The organism is Sphingomonas crusticola (assembly GCF_003391115.1).
GTDB classification, from domain to species: Bacteria; Pseudomonadota; Alphaproteobacteria; order Sphingomonadales; family Sphingomonadaceae; genus Sphingomonas_I; species Sphingomonas_I crusticola.
On the sequence record NZ_QTJP01000001.1, the window covers coordinates 2,791,285 to 2,807,374 of the forward strand.

General features: G+C 64.5%; 12 protein-coding genes. 7 read left to right on the plus strand and 5 right to left on the minus strand.

The window, feature by feature from the left end; genetic code table 11:
• Positions 1–18 precede the first annotated feature (18 nt).
• The gene (locus tag DX905_RS13320; RefSeq protein WP_116091780.1) at positions 19–1,188 is read right to left on the minus strand and encodes a mandelate racemase/muconate lactonizing enzyme family protein; all 1,170 of its coding nucleotides are present in this window, start codon (positions 1,186–1,188) and stop codon (positions 19–21) included.
• A 98-nt stretch (positions 1,189–1,286) separates the two neighbouring features.
• On the opposite strand from DX905_RS13320, the gene DX905_RS13325 reads away from it, so the two are divergent.
• Both DX905_RS13325 and DX905_RS13330 read left to right on the plus strand, forming a co-directional pair.
• The gene (locus tag DX905_RS13325) at positions 1,287–2,198 is read left to right on the plus strand and encodes a LysR substrate-binding domain-containing protein (RefSeq protein ID WP_116091781.1); all 912 of its coding nucleotides are present in this window, start codon (positions 1,287–1,289) and stop codon (positions 2,196–2,198) included.
• Positions 2,199–2,298: 100 nt separating this feature from the next.
• Entirely contained in the window at positions 2,299–3,909 is a 1,611-nt protein-coding gene (locus DX905_RS13330) for a pectate lyase (protein WP_205412257.1), read from the plus strand.
• A gap of 3 nt (positions 3,910–3,912) precedes the next feature.
• Here DX905_RS13330 and DX905_RS13335 read toward each other — a convergent pair whose 3' ends face one another.
• Positions 3,913–5,037 (minus strand): alpha/beta hydrolase family protein, encoded by a 1,125-nt coding sequence (locus DX905_RS13335; protein WP_162875624.1) that lies wholly within the window; start codon positions 5,035–5,037, stop codon positions 3,913–3,915.
• A gap of 248 nt (positions 5,038–5,285) precedes the next feature.
• Here DX905_RS13335 and DX905_RS13340 point away from each other — a divergent pair, with 248 nt between their 5' ends.
• From DX905_RS13340 to DX905_RS13360, 5 genes are read left to right on the plus strand one after another with little or no spacing between them, the layout of a single operon-like run.
• Positions 5,286–8,147, plus strand: a complete 2,862-nt coding sequence (locus DX905_RS13340; RefSeq protein WP_116091784.1) for a TonB-dependent receptor — start codon at positions 5,286–5,288, stop codon at positions 8,145–8,147.
• An 18-nt stretch (positions 8,148–8,165) separates the two neighbouring features.
• Positions 8,166–9,836: a family 43 glycosylhydrolase gene (locus tag DX905_RS13345; RefSeq protein WP_116091785.1), complete on the plus strand. Its 1,671-nt coding sequence runs from the start codon at positions 8,166–8,168 to the stop codon at positions 9,834–9,836.
• Complete coding sequence (locus tag DX905_RS13350; RefSeq protein ID WP_116091786.1) at positions 9,833–10,963, plus strand: pectinesterase family protein; 1,131 nt, start codon at positions 9,833–9,835, stop codon at positions 10,961–10,963. Before DX905_RS13345 ends, DX905_RS13350 begins: the two co-directional genes overlap by 4 nt.
• Positions 10,960–11,940, plus strand: a complete 981-nt coding sequence (locus tag DX905_RS13355; protein ID WP_116091787.1) for an alpha/beta hydrolase — start codon at positions 10,960–10,962, stop codon at positions 11,938–11,940. Before DX905_RS13350 ends, DX905_RS13355 begins: the two co-directional genes overlap by 4 nt.
• Before the next feature lie 11 nt (positions 11,941–11,951).
• Positions 11,952–13,847, plus strand: a complete 1,896-nt coding sequence (locus DX905_RS13360; protein WP_162875625.1) for a DUF8034 domain-containing protein — start codon at positions 11,952–11,954, stop codon at positions 13,845–13,847.
• A 100-nt stretch (positions 13,848–13,947) separates the two neighbouring features.
• Here the strand turns inward: DX905_RS13360 and DX905_RS13365 are convergent, their stop codons facing one another.
• The 3 genes from DX905_RS13365 to DX905_RS13375 are packed head-to-tail and all read right to left on the minus strand — an operon-like array spanning position 13,948 to position 16,069.
• Positions 13,948–14,565: a GntR family transcriptional regulator gene (locus tag DX905_RS13365; RefSeq protein WP_162875626.1), complete on the minus strand. Its 618-nt coding sequence runs from the start codon at positions 14,563–14,565 to the stop codon at positions 13,948–13,950.
• Positions 14,562–15,449, minus strand: a complete 888-nt coding sequence (locus DX905_RS13370) for a phytanoyl-CoA dioxygenase family protein (RefSeq protein WP_116091790.1) — start codon at positions 15,447–15,449, stop codon at positions 14,562–14,564. Before DX905_RS13370 ends, DX905_RS13365 begins: the two co-directional genes overlap by 4 nt.
• The gene (locus DX905_RS13375) at positions 15,449–16,069 is read right to left on the minus strand and encodes an acyl-homoserine-lactone synthase (RefSeq protein WP_116091791.1); all 621 of its coding nucleotides are present in this window, start codon (positions 16,067–16,069) and stop codon (positions 15,449–15,451) included. Before DX905_RS13375 ends, DX905_RS13370 begins: the two co-directional genes overlap by 1 nt.
• Between the last annotated feature and the right edge of the window lie 21 nt (positions 16,070–16,090).

A 16,090-nucleotide genomic window follows, 5' to 3' on the forward strand; every position in this document is an offset into this window, starting at 1 on the left:
GGGTCTCGCGATCGGGCATCAATTCTCCGCCAGCGTGCGTAGCAATGCGTAAAGTTCGGCCTTGGTCTCAAAGCCCACACCCGGCGCGTCAGGCAGTGAGACATAGCCCCCCTCGACCGCGATGGCATCGGCAAAGCCGCCAAAGGGACGGAAGACGTCGGGGTAGGATTCGTTGCCGCCGAGCTGCAGGCCGGCGGCGATATTGAGCGACATCTGGTGCCCGCCATGGGGCACGACCCGGCGCGTGGACCAGCCTTCGGCCTCCATCACGTCCAGCGTGCGCAGATATTCGACCAGGCCGTAGGACAAGGCGCAATCGAACTGCAGCCAGTCGCGTTCGCGGTTCATGCCGCCGAACCGCAGGAGATTGCGCGCATCCTGGTGCGAGAAGAGGTTTTCGCCGGTCGCCATCGGCCGATCATAATGCCGCCCGAGCTCAGCCTGGAGCGCGAAGTCGAGCGGGTCGCCCGCTTCCTCGTACCAGAATAGATTATAAGGCTTCAGCGCCTCCGCGTAACGGAGCGCCGTGTCGAGATCGAACCGCCCATTGGCGTCCACCGCGAGGTTGGCGCCTTCGCCAACCACCTCCAGCACCGACTCTATCCGCCGCAGATCGATGTCGAGCGGGGCGCCGCCAATCTTCATCTTGACGACCTTATATCCGCGGTCGCGATAGCTCTGCATCTCGGCCTTGAGCTGGAAGTCGTCTTTGCCTGGATAATAATAGCCGCCGGCGGCATAGACCCACACGCGATCGTCGGCTTTACCGCCGCGGTAGCGGTCGGCGAGCAGGCGCCACAACGGCACGCCGGCGATCTTCGCCACCGCATCCCACACCGCCATATCGATCGTGCCGACCGCAACCGAGCGCTCGCCATGGCCGCCCGGTTTCTCGTTACGCATCAGAGTTTGCCAGATGGCGAAGGGATCGAGATTATCACGGGCTTCGTCGACTAGCGATGCCGGATCCGCCGCTGCGAGCCGCTCGAGAAAACGGTCGCGCATCAGCGCGCCCTGACCATAACGGCCGTTCGAATTGAAGCCGTATCCGATGACCGGCTTGCCATCGCGAACCACATCGGTGATGACGGCAACCACAGAACAGGTCATTTTGGAAAAATCGATATAGGCATTCGCGATCGGCGACGCGATCGAGACGGTCTTTTCTCTTACGTCGACAATCCGCACCCAATATCCTCCCTGTATTATCGGTCGGCATTTAATAAGGGGCAGGCGAGGCATCCAATGCAGATGCCGGAAATCGCTATGCACAACGGGCATCGCTTATGGAATTGTTATGGTTTGAGGATTTCCTCGCGCTGGTCCAGACCGAGAACTTCTCGCGTGCGGCGGAACAGCGCAACGTTACCCAACCGGCCTTCAGCCGGCGCATCCGCGTGTTGGAGGATTGGGTCGGCGTGCCCTTGTTCGCGCGCCATTCGCACGGCGTGACCCTGACCGCCGCCGGAACGGCCTTGCGGGCGGGTGTGGAGGAAACCGTAAGACGCATCCACCAGCTTCGCACCGAGGCGCGCGAGGCGAGCGGCAAAGAAGCGGCCTCGCTCTACTTTGCCGCGACCCATGCTTTGTCGTTTACTTTCTTTTCGCGATGGATGCGCGAGTTGGAACGCGACACGGCGCCGCTCGGCACGATCCGCTTGGTCTCGGATACCATGCAGGCCTGCGAGGAATTGATGCTGCGCGGGCAGGCGCAATTCCTGATCTGCCACCACCACAACGCGGCGCCGGAGCATTTCGAGCTGGCCCAGTTCCGCTCGGCGCAGGTTGGCGAGGACATATTGTCGCCAGTCACCGCCCCGGATAGCGATGGCGCGCCGCTGTGGCGGCTCGATGGTGCGAAAGACACCCCGTTCCTGGGATATAGCGGTGAATCCGGTCTCGGGCGCATTCTTGCCGCACAGAATTTCGCGGCGCGTGGGGTGCGGCTGCAGACCGTGCTGTCGGCGCAGCTTGCGACCGCATTGATGACGATGGCACTCGACGGACGCGGCGTCGCCTGGGTTCCGCGGTCGCTGGTCGAACCGGAGATTGCAGCCGGGCGGCTGGTGCGCGCCGGCGATGAAAGCTGGGACGTGCCGCTCGAGATCCGCCTGTTCCGCTCGCGGGCGCGGCAGAGTGCGGCTGCGGAAGCCTTCTGGTCGGGCATCGCACAGCGCAGGGAGGACGCCGCCGGTTGAACCGATCAATGTCGCTTCGGCATTACCCGCTTCAGCATCGGCATTGGTGCGCGACGATCGCGGCGGTTTATTCCTGCATGAAACAGGACCGAGGATGTTGATGGCCGAACTGCCTTTCCTGCGCCGCATGGCGCGTGGCGTCCCGATTGCCATCGCGGCGATCGCGTTGATTGCGTCCGCGCCCGTTCATGCCGCGAGCCGGACGCAAATCCTGGGCGCGATGAAGCGCGCCACCACTTTCATGGTCGAGACCGTCTCGACCAATGGGGGCTATGTCTGGTCCTACCTGCCCGACAAGTCGCGCCGCTGGGGCGAGCTGGAAGCCACGCCATCGATGATCTGGGTGCAACCGCCAGGCACCGCAACGATGGGCAATCTGTTCCTCGATGCCTATCATGCGAGCGGCGACGAATATTATTATGCCGCTGCCGAAAAGGCTGCGGCGGCGCTCATCTGGGGCGAACGGCCCGACGGCGGATGGAATTATTTCATCGATTTCGCCGGGCCGGCCGCGACGCGGCACTGGTACGACACGATCGGCAGCAACGCGTGGCGGATGGAGGAATTCCAACATTATTGGGGGAATGCCACGTTCGACGATGACGGCACGTCCGAGGCGATGCAATTCCTGCTGCGGCTTTATGTCGAGAAGCGGGATCCGAAATATCGGCCGGCGGTCGACAAAGCGATCCGTTTCGTGCTCGCCAGCCAATATGCCAATGGCGGCTGGCCGCAGCGCTGGCCGCTCAAACACGAATTCGTCCATCACGGGCTCGCCGATTATACGAGCTACATCACGTTCAACGACGACGTGACGGCCAAGAATGTCGAGTTCCTCTTGCTCTGCTACCGCGCGCTCGGCGACGAGCGCTTGCTCGATGCCGTCCGGCGGGGGATGAACGTTTATCTGCAGGCCCAGCAAGCCGCGCCGCAGCCCGGCTGGGCGCTGCAATATACGCCCGACGACATGAGGCCCGCCGCCGCGCGCAGCTACGAGCCGCGGGCGCTCGCGACCCACGCCACCGCGCAGGCGGTGGAGCAATTGTTCCGTTTCTATCGGCTGACCGGCGATCCGCGCTATCTCGCGCGCGTGCCGGAGGCGCTCGACTGGCTCGAGAGCACGCGCACGCCTGTGGAGGTCGCCAAGGGCCCCAATATCTATCCGACGTTCATCGAGATCGGCACCGGCAAGCCGCTCTATCTCCACCGGCGCGGGTCCAACGTCGTGAACGGCGAATATTATGCCGATCACGATCCGGCCGCGACGCTCGGTCATTACAGCTCGTTCCGCACGATCGATGTGCCGGCGTTGCGCGCGGAATATGCCCGCTTGAAGGTGCTGCCGCAGGCCGAGCTGGCGCAGGAATCGCCCCTGCTCTCGAGCGCGCCGCTGCCATTGCCGCGTTATTTCGTGAACGGCTCCGAAAAGGCATCAGATCTCAATCTCGATCGCCGCCGCTCGTCCGCGGACGCGCTGGTCAAGGGACTGAACTCGCAAGGCTGGTGGCCGACCGAACTCACCGCGACGAGCCATCCTTATTCGGGCGACGGCTCTCCGGAGGTCGTGCCGGGCGACTATCGCAGCACCCGCGTCGGGGACGCGACCGATACATCGCCTTATCCCGATCCTAAGCCGGTTATCGGCATTTCCACCGGAACCTATATTGTAAAGATGGCCGAGCTGATCCGGGCGCTCGACGACGCGCGCTGAACTCTAGCGAAGCTTTTTCAGAAGCCAGTTTTCGTAGAAGGCGGCGATCTCCAGATTGTTGGCCTCGACCATCTGCATGTGGCCGTTGCCGGTTATACCGACATCGGGAAGGTAGACATAATCATTGGCGACCCCGGCCTGGGTCAGGAAGGCCGCGGTGCAATGATCCGACGAGGCATGGTAAGACGCCTCACCGCTAGCGATCAGGATCGGGATACCGTTCAGCCAGGGCAGGCGATGGGCGCCATCCTTTTGCAGCCAGCAATCGACCCGGCCCGGCTTGTTCATAGCTGTGCGAACGAGGCCCAGATCAGCCGGGCCGGCCACTGCCGGGGTGAAGCGCAGACATTGGATGGTCAGGCCGCACGCCACGCCGAGCGAACCGCTGGAGCCGGTGTCGCCCGTCGGCTCGACCGCGATCACCGCCTTCACCAGCCCGGGATTGGCCTGGGCGATCATCCAGCTGAGCGGGCCGGACTGCGAGTGGGTCACGATGATGGCCGGTCCTATACGGTGGAGAAGCTCGGTAATGCCGCGCAGGGTCAGCGCATATTGCATATCGATGTCGGGCATGTTGGCGACCTGCGACGCCATGAACTGCTCGAACGCGGGTTGGCCGGGCACGCCGCTGCCCGGCCCGCCCGGCCACTGGCTGTGCTTGCCGGCGGCCGGCCAAGGGAGGGGTGTTAACGCCTCGGATGCCGAGAATTGACGGATGACATGCTCGCGGCTCGACCAAGGCTCCTGCGGACCATAGGCCTGCGGGAAATAGCCGGCTTTGCCGCGCCCGGGCTGGTCGATCACGTAGACGGGCCAGCCGTGCGCAAGGAAGAAGGTGGCCCAGCCGGGGCGGCCGTCGGGCGTCCCCAGAAAGCCGGCGCCCGTCTGGCGGCTGCCATGGATGAAGACAATCGGCCAGCGGGGGCCCGTGCGTCGCGTCGCGGCCGGCGTCTGGAAGAAGACATAGGTCTGCCCGATCGTATGATCGCCCTCAGCCCGGCCGCCGGTATAGAGCACGCCCTGGGTCGCAATCGTCGCGCTTGCCCCATCGCGCGGTGTGGCGTTGCCGCCTTGGGCCGCCAGTGCCAGCGAAGCCAACCCGAACTTCCACAGATTGCGGCGCATCATCATCTCTCCCGGCGATCGAGACTAGCGCCGCAGGGCGCGCCGTCGCCATGCCATATTCGGCATGGTTCGATGCCCGACGCACATCAGCGTGCATGCCGAATGCGCATCGCCTTTGCCGATAACGGCATTGGGATCATTTCGGATGGTTTGCGACACACAAGGCAGAAGGCGATCTGCCCGCTTCTGCCGGCCGATTCCTCGGGGACACGACGAATCGCGGACCACCGCGATCGCAACAGGAGGGAAAAATGATTTCCATTCGCGCGCGCAGAATCCGTCAGGGCGCTTCGCTGCTGACGCTCGCCTCCGCATCGCTGGCATATGCCGTTTCCGCGCAAGCGCAAACGGTTACGGCCCCTGCGAGCGCACCCGACGCGCCGGTGGCGACACCAGCCGAAGACGGATCCGTCGGCGAGGTTGTTGTAACCGGTTTTCGCAGCAGCCTCGCCCGCGCCCTCAATTTGAAGCGGGAAAGCGCCGGCGCGATCGACTCGATCGTCGCTGAGGATATCGCCAAATTTCCCGACAATAACCTCGCCGAGTCTGTGCAACGCATCCCGGGGGTTTCAATCTCGCGCGACAGCGGCGAGGGCCGCCAGATCTCGGTGCGCGGCCTCGGCGCCGATTTCACGCGCGTCCGCCTCAACGGGATGGAGGCGCTGGCGACGACCGGCGGCATTTCGAGCACCGGCGGCACCAATGCGAGCCGCGGCTTCGACTTCAACATCTTCGCGTCCGAGCTGTTTAGCGGTATCCAGGTGCGCAAGACCGCGTCGGCCAGCACCGACGAAGGCTCGCTCGGCGCGACCGTCGATCTGCGCACCGGCCGGCCGTTCGACTATCACGGCATGAAGCTCGCCGGCTCCGCCCAGCTTGGTTATAGCGAGCAGCGCAAGAAGGCCGATCCTCGTGTCGCGTTGCTGTTCAGCGACACGTTCGCGGACGACAAGATCGGCATCCTGCTCTCCGGCGTATATTCGAAGCGCAGCACGCGCATGGAAGGCACAAACTCGGGCCAGTGGGACAATGGCAATAACAATGGCGGCTTCGGCGCCTCGCTCGATCCCGATATCCCGCTGTCGCTGCTCAATACCCCCACGATCCACAACGCCCGCTTCCCGCGTTACCTGGTCTACATGATCGACGAGGAGCGGCTCGGCCTCACCGGTTCGGTTCAGTTCAAGCCGACCGATCGCACGACCATCAGCTTCGACGGCGCGTTCGCGCGGCTGCATACGGTGCGCGACGAATATTATCTGGAATCGATCGGCTTCGCCTTCCCGGCGTCGCGTGGCGGCAAGCCCGGCTACACGCTGCTGGACGGCGAGATCCGCGACAATCTGCTCATCTACGGCAAGTTCGACGGCGCCGACATCCGCGCCGAGGATCTGAATAGCGATTACACGACCAAATTCAGCCAGTTCAATGTCGAATGGGAGCAGGAGTTCAGCGATCGCTTCAAGGCGACCGCTTATGCCGGCATATCGAAATCCGCGCTCGATATCGTCAATTTCACCGTGCAACTCGATCGCTACAATCAGCCGGGCTATTCCTACGATTATCGCGACAGCCTGAAATATCCGGCGATTAACTATAATTTCGACGTTACCAACCCGGCCAATTGGTATGTCGGACCGAACGTCAACCCGACCGGTGTCTATCCCGGCTCGCCACTATCCGGCGTCGGTAACCAAGGACCTGAAATTCGCTATCGCCCGCAGCAGGTCACGAACAAATTCCGCACCGGGCAGCTCGACCTCGCCTACGAAGCGACCGATTGGCTGACGCTGCGCGCTGGCGCCCAAGCCAAGAGGTTCAGCTTCGACATCGACTCGCAGCGCCTGGCAACCGAGCTCAACATCCCGGCCATTCCGAATGGCAAGACCGTCGCGGACCTGACATCGACGCTAGACGCAATCAAATATACCTATCTCGCGCCAGGCAATCCGGGGACGTGGCTCGTCCCCGACGCGCACAAGTTCATCGATGTCTACGGCATCAAGAGCAACACCGGCTATTTCCAGCTGCTGGGCGCCGACAATGTCGCCGCGCGCGGCGACATCCGTTCGGTGGTCGAGCAAGACCGGGCCGCTTACGCCCAGGCCGATTTCAAGGGCGATCTCGGCGGCGTGAAGATCCATGGCGACCTCGGCGTGCGCTATGTTCACACCAAGCAGGCCTCGACCGGCTATGCCAATGTCGGCAGCGGCTACAATCAGTTGACGGTGGGTCAGTCCTACCATGGCATATTGCCGGCCCTGAACGTGGCGGCCGACCTGGGCTCCGATCTGGTGCTGCGCTTCGGCGCGGCCAAGGTAATCAGCCGCCCGCCGCTCGGCAGCCTGACGCCTGGCGGTTCGGTCAGCGTCGGCGGTGGCCGCTCAGTCCAGTCGGGCAACCCAAACCTCGACCCGATCCGCGCCAAGACGCTCGACTTCGCTGCGGAATGGTATTTCGCGCCGCAGTCGCTGATTTCAGCCGCCGTCTTTTACAAGAAGATCGACACCTACATTCAGACGCTGACGGAAATCCGGCCGTTCAACACATCGGGCCTGCCCGACAGCATTCTCGCCGGAACGGGCATCAGCCCGACCGACAACTTCACCTTCCAGGCGCCGGTCAACACACCCGGCGGCCCGCTCAAAGGCTTCGAGATCAACTATCAGCAGCCGCTGAAATTCCTGCCCGGCCCGCTGGCGAACCTCGGGCTGCTGCTCAACTTCACCTATGTGGACTCGAAGATCTCCTACATTCTCAATTCCACCACGGGTGCGTCGACCAAGCTCGATCTCGTCGGCCTGTCGCGCAAGGCGTACAATGCGACGATCTATTATGAGGATCGCAAGCTCTCGGCCCGCGCGTCGGCCGCCTATCGTAGTAGCTATCTGCGCGGCGTGCCGGGTCCGTTCGGCTACGCGACGTCGAGCACCGAGCCGACCCTCTATGTCGACGCATCGTTGTCCTACAAGATCAGCAAGGTGTTCACCGTCAGCCTCGAGGCGATCAACCTCACCGACGAATATGACGCCAATGATATTGGCCAAGGCTTGAGCGAAGATTATCGCCACGTCGGCCGCCAATATAGTCTGGGTCTGCGCTTCACCTTCTGAGGCGTAGGGGAGGGTCGTATGCTTGAACTGACGAGGCGGGGCACGCTGGGGACGATCCTGGCGGGAACGGCAGGCCTATCGGCGCCCGCACTCGCGGCAGCGTCGGCCAAGACGAGCGGCGCTCCGGCGCCGTCTCCTTCCAGCGCCGGTCATTGCAGCTCTTCCCCGGTGCAGAATGCCTGGACCGGTATGGAATGGCGGCGCGGCCTGGAGGGTCAGCGCAAGGCCGATCTTGGCAATGGCAGCTTTCTCAATCCGGTCTTTGCCGGTGACCATCCCGACCCGACGATCCTGAAGGACGGCTCCGATTATTACATGACCTTCTCATCGTTCGACGCCTATCCAGGCGTCGTCGTCTGGCATTCGCGCGATCTGGTGAACTGGCGGCCGCTGGGCCCGGCACTCAAGACCTATATCGGCTCGGTCTGGGCGTGCGACATCGCCAAGCATGGCGACCGCTATTTCATTTACATCCCGGCGCAATATTCGGCGGACCGCAAGTCGGTCTATGTCATCCACGCGGACAGCATGGCCGGCCCGTGGAGCGAGCCGATCGACCTGCATCTCAACGACGCGATCGATCCGGGCCATGCCGTCGGCCAGGACGGCACGCGCTATCTGTTCCTCAACCATGGGCGGAGAGTTCGCCTCACGGCCGATGGGCTGAAGACGGCGGGACCCGTCGAGACGGTCTACGAGCCGTGGCGCTATCCCGTGACGTGGGACGTCGAGGGCTTCGCCTCCGAGGGGCCGAAGATCACCCGCCGCGGCGACTATTATTATCTGGTGATGGCGGTCGGCGGCACCGCCGGCCCGCCGACCGGGCACATGGTGATCGCGGCGCGATCGAAGACGATCGACGGGCCGTGGGAGCATGCCCCCAACAATCCCATCGTTCACACCGCCTGCGCGTCGGAGAAATGGTGGTCGCGCGGCCATGCGACGCTGGTCGAAGGGCCGACGCCGGGCGACTGGTATGCCGTCTATCACGGCTATGAGAATGGCTATTGGACGCTCGGGCGGCAGATGCTGCTCGACAAGGTCGAGTGGACCGCCGACGGCTGGTTCCGTTGCACGGGCGGCGATCTGTCCAAGCCGCTGCGGATCCCCGCCGGCGGACGGCCCGGCCCGCACGGCCTGGCCTTATCCGACGATTTCTCGGACGATCGCAGCGGCGTCCAGTGGAGCTTTGCCAATCCCAAGAAGGAGGATGCCGGGCGTGTCCGCCGCGAAAATGGCGCGCTCGTCCTGCGCGGGTCGGGCACCGCACCGCGCGATTCCACGCCGCTGACCTTCCTGGTAGGCGATCAGGCTTATGAGGCCGATGTTGAGGTCGATGTCGATCCGGGCGTCGATGCCGGCGTGGTGCTGTTCTACGACCGCGTGCTGTATTGCGGCCTCGGCTTCGACAAGAGCAGCTTCATCACGCATCAATATGGCGAGGGCCGGCGCCGGCCGATCAATCCCAATGGCACGCGGCAATGGATCAGGATGCGCAACCATCGCCACATCCTGACCTTCTTCACTTCGGTCGATGGGCAGAACTGGACCAAGATGGATCGGCAGATGGAAGTTTCGGGCTACAACCATAATGTGCGCGGCGGCTTCTTCATGCTGCGCCCCGGCCTGTATGCCGTCGGTGATGGCGAAGCGCGTTTCCGCAATCTTACATATCGGGCGCTGGCATGAGCGTACGCGACGACCTGCTCGCGCTGACCACCGGCGATCGGCGCTGGCTGTTGCGTATGGCAATGGGCGCGGGCGTCGCAATGGCCTTGCCCTCGGTGGCCGGAGCCGCGGTGGTCTATGACGCGATCCTCTCGGCCGACGGCAAGAGGCGGGGGCGCGTGCCCGGTTTCAGCACGCTCGCCGCCGCGTTGGCGGCCGCGCCAGCGGGCGACAAACCTTATCGCATCCTGGTCACGCGCGGTCTTTTCCGCGAGCGCAACATCGTCACGCGACCGAACATCCTGTTGTTCGGCGAAGGGCGCGACGACAGCATTCTCATCACCAATGCCTCGCGGCGCGACCGCAAGCCGGGAGAGAAGGCGACTTCCACCATCATCGTCCAGGCGCCGGGCTTCCAAGCTTTTAACCTCAGCATTAGCAACGATTTCGATTATGTCGCGAACATGCCCGCCGAAGCGCCGGACGATCCGACCGGCGTTACCGGCGCCCAGGCGACCGCGATCATGCTGGATACCGGATCGAACCGGGCCTATTTCGAGAATGTCCGCATCGACGGCTATCAGGACACGTTGTGGACCGAGGAAGGGCTGGCGCTCTTCCGCAACTGCCGGATCAGCGGCTGCACCGATTTCATTTATGGCGGTGGACGGGTGTTGTTCGAGCGTTGCGAGATCGTCTCACGGCTGCGGCCCGGCAAGCCGTTCCAAGGTTTCATCACCGCCCCCAGTACCGATATCGACCAGCCTTACGGCCTGGTGTTCGACCGCTGCCGCCTGACCAAGGAGGCCGGCGTGGGCCCGCATTCGGTCGCGCTCGGGCGTCCATGGAAGCATCAGCAGAAGTTCCCGGACGGCCAATATTCGAATCCCCGCGCGATCGGCCAGTCGGTCTTCATCCGCTGCTGGATGGACGACCATATCCTGGCCGACGCCTGGTATCATATGCACTACACGCCCAAAGGCGGCGGCCGCCTCTATATGCAGCCCGAAGAGGCGCGCTTCTTCGAATATGGCAGTTCCGGCCCGGGCGCAGGCGTGCCCTCGCGCCGCCGCCGTTCCCTGACCGATGCGCAGGCACGTTTCTTCACCCCAGATCGTGTGCTGGGCGGCTGGCATCCGGGCGCGTGATCCCGCGCCGCGAGATACTTGCTCTGGGCGCAGGACTGTGCCTCGCCAGCCAGATCGCCCGCGCGGCGCCTCCGGCGGTGGAACCGACCACAATTCCGCTATGGCCCGGGCTTCCGCCAGGTGCGCCCGCGATCCTGCCGGTGGAAACGATTGTCGATCAGGGCGGGCTGCCATCCGGCCCCAATCGCTACATTCTCGGCATCGCGCGGCCAACCATCCAGTGCTTCGTCCCGGAACGGCAGACAAGCGACGGGGCGGTGCTGCTCATGCCCGGCGGCAGCTATTTGCGGGAGGTCATCGATCGCGAGGGGCTCGAGACCGTGCGCCTGCTCAATGCGCGTGGCATAACGGCATTCCTGCTGCGTTACCGTTTGCCGGCTGAAGGGTGGCACGACCGGTCCTCGGTCGCGCTGCAGGACGCCCAGCGCGCGGTGCGCCTGATCCGGGCACGGGCGACGCAATTCGGTCTCAACCCCAGCCGTATCGCCGCGGTTGGCTTTTCGGCTGGCGGACATCTGGCGGCGTCCCTGGCAGTCGGTCACGCGCGGCCAACCTATGCCGCGGTCGATTCGGTCGACCGGGTTTCGGCGCGCCCCGATCTGGTCGGGCTTCTCTATCCGGTGATCGGTATGGCTGCGCCGCTCGTTCATGCACGCTCCCGCGACGCTCTGCTGGGGAGCGAGCCCACAGCGGAAGCGATCGCTGCTCAATCGGTCGAACGAAATGTCACCGCCGACACGCCGCCGGTCATCATCTTTCATGCGGCAGACGATGCGAGCGTGCCCGTGGAGAACAGCCTCGCCATGTTTGCCGCGCTGCGCGCCGCCGGTGGCCCCTCGGAATTGCATTTGTTTGAGCATGGCGGCCATGGTTTCGGCATCGGTGGCGCGGTCGGAAAAACCGCTTCGGCGTGGCCGGACCTGTTTCTCGGCTTTGCCAAGAGCCATGATATCCTCGATCAAGCCAGCAATACGTGATGGCGATGCGGATGCGCATGCTGGCAGCGACGTTGGGTGGATCGATCGCACTGGCGATGCCGGCAATGGCGGAGGCTCCGACAATCTCGCCCGGCCATCGAGCCGATGGGCTCGACGCCGGCGAAGCGCGGCGCCCCTCCCAGACCGATACACGGCCCCGCTTCTTTCGCGCCAGCGCTCCGCGCACGGTGGTCGAGATCAATGCACCGATGGCGGCGCCCGATTGGGCGCTCGCCGAACGCAACCTGCTGGCGATGAATGCAAAGGGTGCTCAGGCGTTCGTCGACAGGTTCGTCGATGGCCGCGGGTGGCTGAAGGGACCGACCCATTGGGGCATCGCCGATGGGCCGGATGACGCGGTCGAGCCGATCCGCAACTGGCCGCTCGCGCATATGCTGGGCGGGCCCGACAGCATCATCGAGCAGTGGCGCCGTATCTATGAAGGCCATCTCGACCAATTCTCGCAAGCGAGGATCCCGCAGGTGGAGATGGCCAAGGACGGCATCTACCAGCGCGAATTTCTCGGCTCGTTCGACTGGGAGCATATCGGTGAGGGCCTTTCCGGTTACCTGTTCTATGGGCTCAGCCGGCCCGACGACGAGCTGTACCGCGTGCGGATGGAGCGGTTCGCCGATTTCTATGACGGCGACGATCCCGCCGCGCAGAATTACGACAAGCAGCACCGCATCATCCGCAGCCTGTGGAACGGCTCGCGCGGGCCGACCATGCGCTTGCCGACCGCCGATGAATGGGATGGGCCCGGTGTTACGGGGGAGAATCCGCTGCGGCGCACCCGCTTCGCCAAGGTCACCAGCATAATCGGCGATCACCCGCTCAACCTCGGTGCGACCAATCTGGCGATGACCGCCTATATGCTTACCGGAAAGGCCAAATATCGCGACTGGTTGCTCGACTATGTAAATGCCTGGCGCGACCGGATCGCGCAGAATGGCGGCAATATCCCGTCCAACATCGGCACCAACGGCGTGATCGGCGCGGACGCTGACGGCAAATGGTATGGTGGCGTGTTCGGGTGGAGTTCCGTCGATACAGGCAAGCGCAATTACGTGCTGCGTGGCCCACCCGAGGCCTTCGGCAACGCGCTGCTGCTGACCGGCGATCAGGCCTACACCCAAACACTCCGCAGCCAGCTCGACAATCTCTACGCCCAGAAGAAGGTCGAGAACGGCGTCACCAAGCTTCCGGTCTATTTTGGCGACCAGGGCTGGTACGGCTATTACGACGTCAACGGTTCCAGCCCGGGCCTCAGCAATCGCAGGCTGGTCGAGACCGACATCTATCTCTGGTCGATGAGCCAGGGCGATCTCGCCAGACTCGGCAACAACGGCTGGATCCAGTTCCTGCGGGGGCGAAATCCGGGCTATCCGATGCAGGCGCTGGCCCAGGCTATCGAGGAGGTTCGGATCGGCGCCGAACGTATCCGCGACGATGACAGCACGATCGGCTTCCCGCCCGATGCAACCCGCTGGGAAGAGGCGAATGCGGTTTCCACGACCGCTCTGATTAACCTGACGATGGGCGCCAATGATCCGGGCGGATCGGGGCACGGGCCGGAAATGCTCCAGGCCAATTTGCGGTATTTCGACCCGGTCGCTCGCCGCGCCGGACTGCCGGCCGACGTCGCCGCTTTGGTATCGCGCATCGAGCCCCGTGCGGTGACGGTAACGATCGTCAACGTGAATCCGGTCGAGGCCCACCTCGTGACGGTGCAGATGGGCGCCTATGCAGAACATCAGGCGACGATTGTCTCGGTCGCGGGACAATCGACCGATATCGACGCCCCCAATTTCGATGTGCGGCTCGCCCCCGGTGCAGGGGCGACCTTCACGATCGGCATCAAGCGCTATGCCCATCAGCCGACGCTGCACTTGCCCTGGTGGCAGTGACATTCGAGCACTTCGCCTCAAGCCTTCGTAAACGGGGCAAGGGCCTTAAGATTGGGGTGGCGAGCTGGCCTCGACCCACATCCATGATCGGGCCGGCTCGTCAGCGAGGGGAATCCTGGCCGGCGCGGTAGAGCAGGCGAACCAGCGCGCCGGCCCGCTTCACGCGTCGTGCGTGATAATGGCGCAATATCCTGCCCAGGGCTACGCGCTCCTGCGCCCGATCGAGCGCATCGATCTGCGCGAACTCTTCGTCCAGGTCGGGAAAGATTTCCGCTTCGACCATACGCGCCGCCGACAGGCGCGCGCTGCAGCGCGCGACCGCGCGGCCATGCTCGATATTATCGGACAGCGCGGCAATCCCGGCAAACAGGCCGGCGATGCGTTCGGCATTGCTGGCGCCGCCGGCACCGCCCCGGCGCCGCTCACGCGGCATCACTTTCTGCCGCAGCACCAGGCTCATGAGGTCGCTCGACCAGCGATACAGATCGGCCAATCCCGGCTCGTCGAATGCGGGCAGAAAGAAGCCGTCGCCGCTATGCGCTTCGACCAGGCCTTCGCCCGCCAGCCGGTTGAGCGCGTCGCGCACCGGCGTCACGCTGCTGGTCAGGCGATCGGCGAGCTCGGCCGCATCCAGGCGCTCGCCCGGCGGGTGACGATGACCGAGGATGCGCGCGCGCAGCGCGGCATAGACCCGGTCCGATACGGGGCCCGCGTTCATCGCGAGGCGCGCTGGCCTTCCGCGAACGCATCGACCATTTTCACCTGGTCCGGACGCAGCGCATCGATCGCCGCCAGCGGCCGGTCGCACCCATCGCGCAGCAGGATCGACGGGCATTGCCCCTCGTAATTGCCGAGATTGGGCCGGTGCTGACGATATCCCACCAGCGCCGCCAGCTCGGGCGCGAAGGCCTTTGCGACGGCGGGCGGATAAGCGAGGAACTGGTTCTCGTAGGATTTAAGCCAGCCGAGCGAATAGCCGATCACGCAGGGGCGCCGGATCTCGTCGCTGCGATTGGCGCCCGCGCCATGGGCGGTCGAGCCCAGGAACAGGAGCGCGTCGCCGGGCGCCATCTCGGCAGCGACCGGCTCGCCCGCAAGCTCGCTCGACGCGGCCCGACGGCCATGACTGCCCGGCCATACCAAGGTTGCGCCGTTCTGGCGGGTGAATGGCACGAACGGCCAGATCACGTTGACGAGATATTCGGCGTCTCCCGGTGCAACCCGCCACATGTCCTGGTCGCGGTGCGGCATTTGCTGGAGCGCGGCGGGATGGACGGCGATCGCCTGGGCGACATTGAGCTGAACGATATCGCAATGAGGCAGGAGGATGGTGTCGACGACCCCACGGATCAGCGGATGCAGCACCAGCCGCTGCGCCCGTGGCGACCGGGCAAGCAGGCGGCCGAACCGCTTCGTCTGCGTGCCGTAGAAGCTGCCCTCCCCGAACGGCGTGTCCGCGAATGGCTGCGCCAAGTCATCGTCGAGCGCTTCGATCGCGCTTGCGGGCAGTGCGCCCCGGATGATGCAATAACCCTCCTCCTGCAGCGCGCGCACCGCGTCGGCGGCGCCGGTGTCGGCGGCGGCGGACCCGGTCCCGGTCATCACGCCGCTTCCCGGTCGCGCGGGTAGGGCAGTGTCTCGCTTGGGTGGAGACCGGCCGCGCGCAAGGCATTCGGTGTGTCGCGGTCGATCATGATCTGCAGCCCGGCCAGGGCACGTGGGCCGGCGCCGGACAATGGCCCGAGCGGCCGCGTACGCCAGCCGAAAGCCTCGATCTGCGTGAGCCAGCTGCGTTCCGCGATCGCGCTATAGGCAGCGATGCCGCGGTCGAGCGCATAATCTGCCAGCGCGCACACCAACGTATCGCGCGCACGCCGGCGATCCCGCGTCGGAAGGTCGCGTTCCAGACAGAAACGCGTGATCTCGAAGATATCCTCGGCCGCTGGCGGAGCCGCCTCGCACAATTGCGGATAAAGCGTGTCCAACAGATGCGGTCGGCTCGTCGGCAATAGCCGACACGAGGCGACGTGATCGTGGGCATCGTCGGTCAGGACCAGGTAGACGCAATGACCGTCGTCGAACTGGTCGACCTCGTAGCGGCCGTCGATGACCGGCACATCCCATCCCAGCAGATCGACAAACACCCGCTTGCGAGCCTCGAACATGCGGCGCAGCAGCTCGGCGCCTTGCGTCGGGGCAGCGATCGACAGGATGTGGAGCATGCGCCTGTTCCCCTCGGGTTC

Excerpts from the sequence above, each read along its gene's own strand:
- DX905_RS13365 (WP_162875626.1), bottom strand. The coding sequence starts at position 14,565 with ATGAACGCGGGCCCCGTATCGGACCGGGTCTATGCCGCGCTGCGCGCG.
- DX905_RS13375 (WP_116091791.1), bottom strand. The coding sequence starts at position 16,069 with ATGCTCCACATCCTGTCGATCGCTGCCCCGACGCAAGGCGCCGAGCTG.
- DX905_RS13335 (WP_162875624.1), bottom strand. The coding sequence starts at position 5,037 with ATGATGCGCCGCAATCTGTGGAAGTTCGGGTTGGCTTCGCTGGCACTG.
- DX905_RS13340 (WP_116091784.1), top strand. The coding sequence starts at position 5,286 with ATGATTTCCATTCGCGCGCGCAGAATCCGTCAGGGCGCTTCGCTGCTG.
- DX905_RS13360 (WP_162875625.1), top strand. The coding sequence starts at position 11,952 with ATGCGCATGCTGGCAGCGACGTTGGGTGGATCGATCGCACTGGCGATG.
- DX905_RS13370 (WP_116091790.1), bottom strand. The coding sequence starts at position 15,449 with ATGACCGGGACCGGGTCCGCCGCCGCCGACACCGGCGCCGCCGACGCG.
- DX905_RS13325 (WP_116091781.1), top strand. The coding sequence starts at position 1,287 with ATGGAATTGTTATGGTTTGAGGATTTCCTCGCGCTGGTCCAGACCGAG.
- DX905_RS13330 (WP_205412257.1), top strand. The coding sequence starts at position 2,299 with ATGGCCGAACTGCCTTTCCTGCGCCGCATGGCGCGTGGCGTCCCGATT.
- DX905_RS13350 (WP_116091786.1), top strand. The coding sequence starts at position 9,833 with ATGAGCGTACGCGACGACCTGCTCGCGCTGACCACCGGCGATCGGCGC.
- DX905_RS13345 (WP_116091785.1), top strand. The coding sequence starts at position 8,166 with ATGCTTGAACTGACGAGGCGGGGCACGCTGGGGACGATCCTGGCGGGA.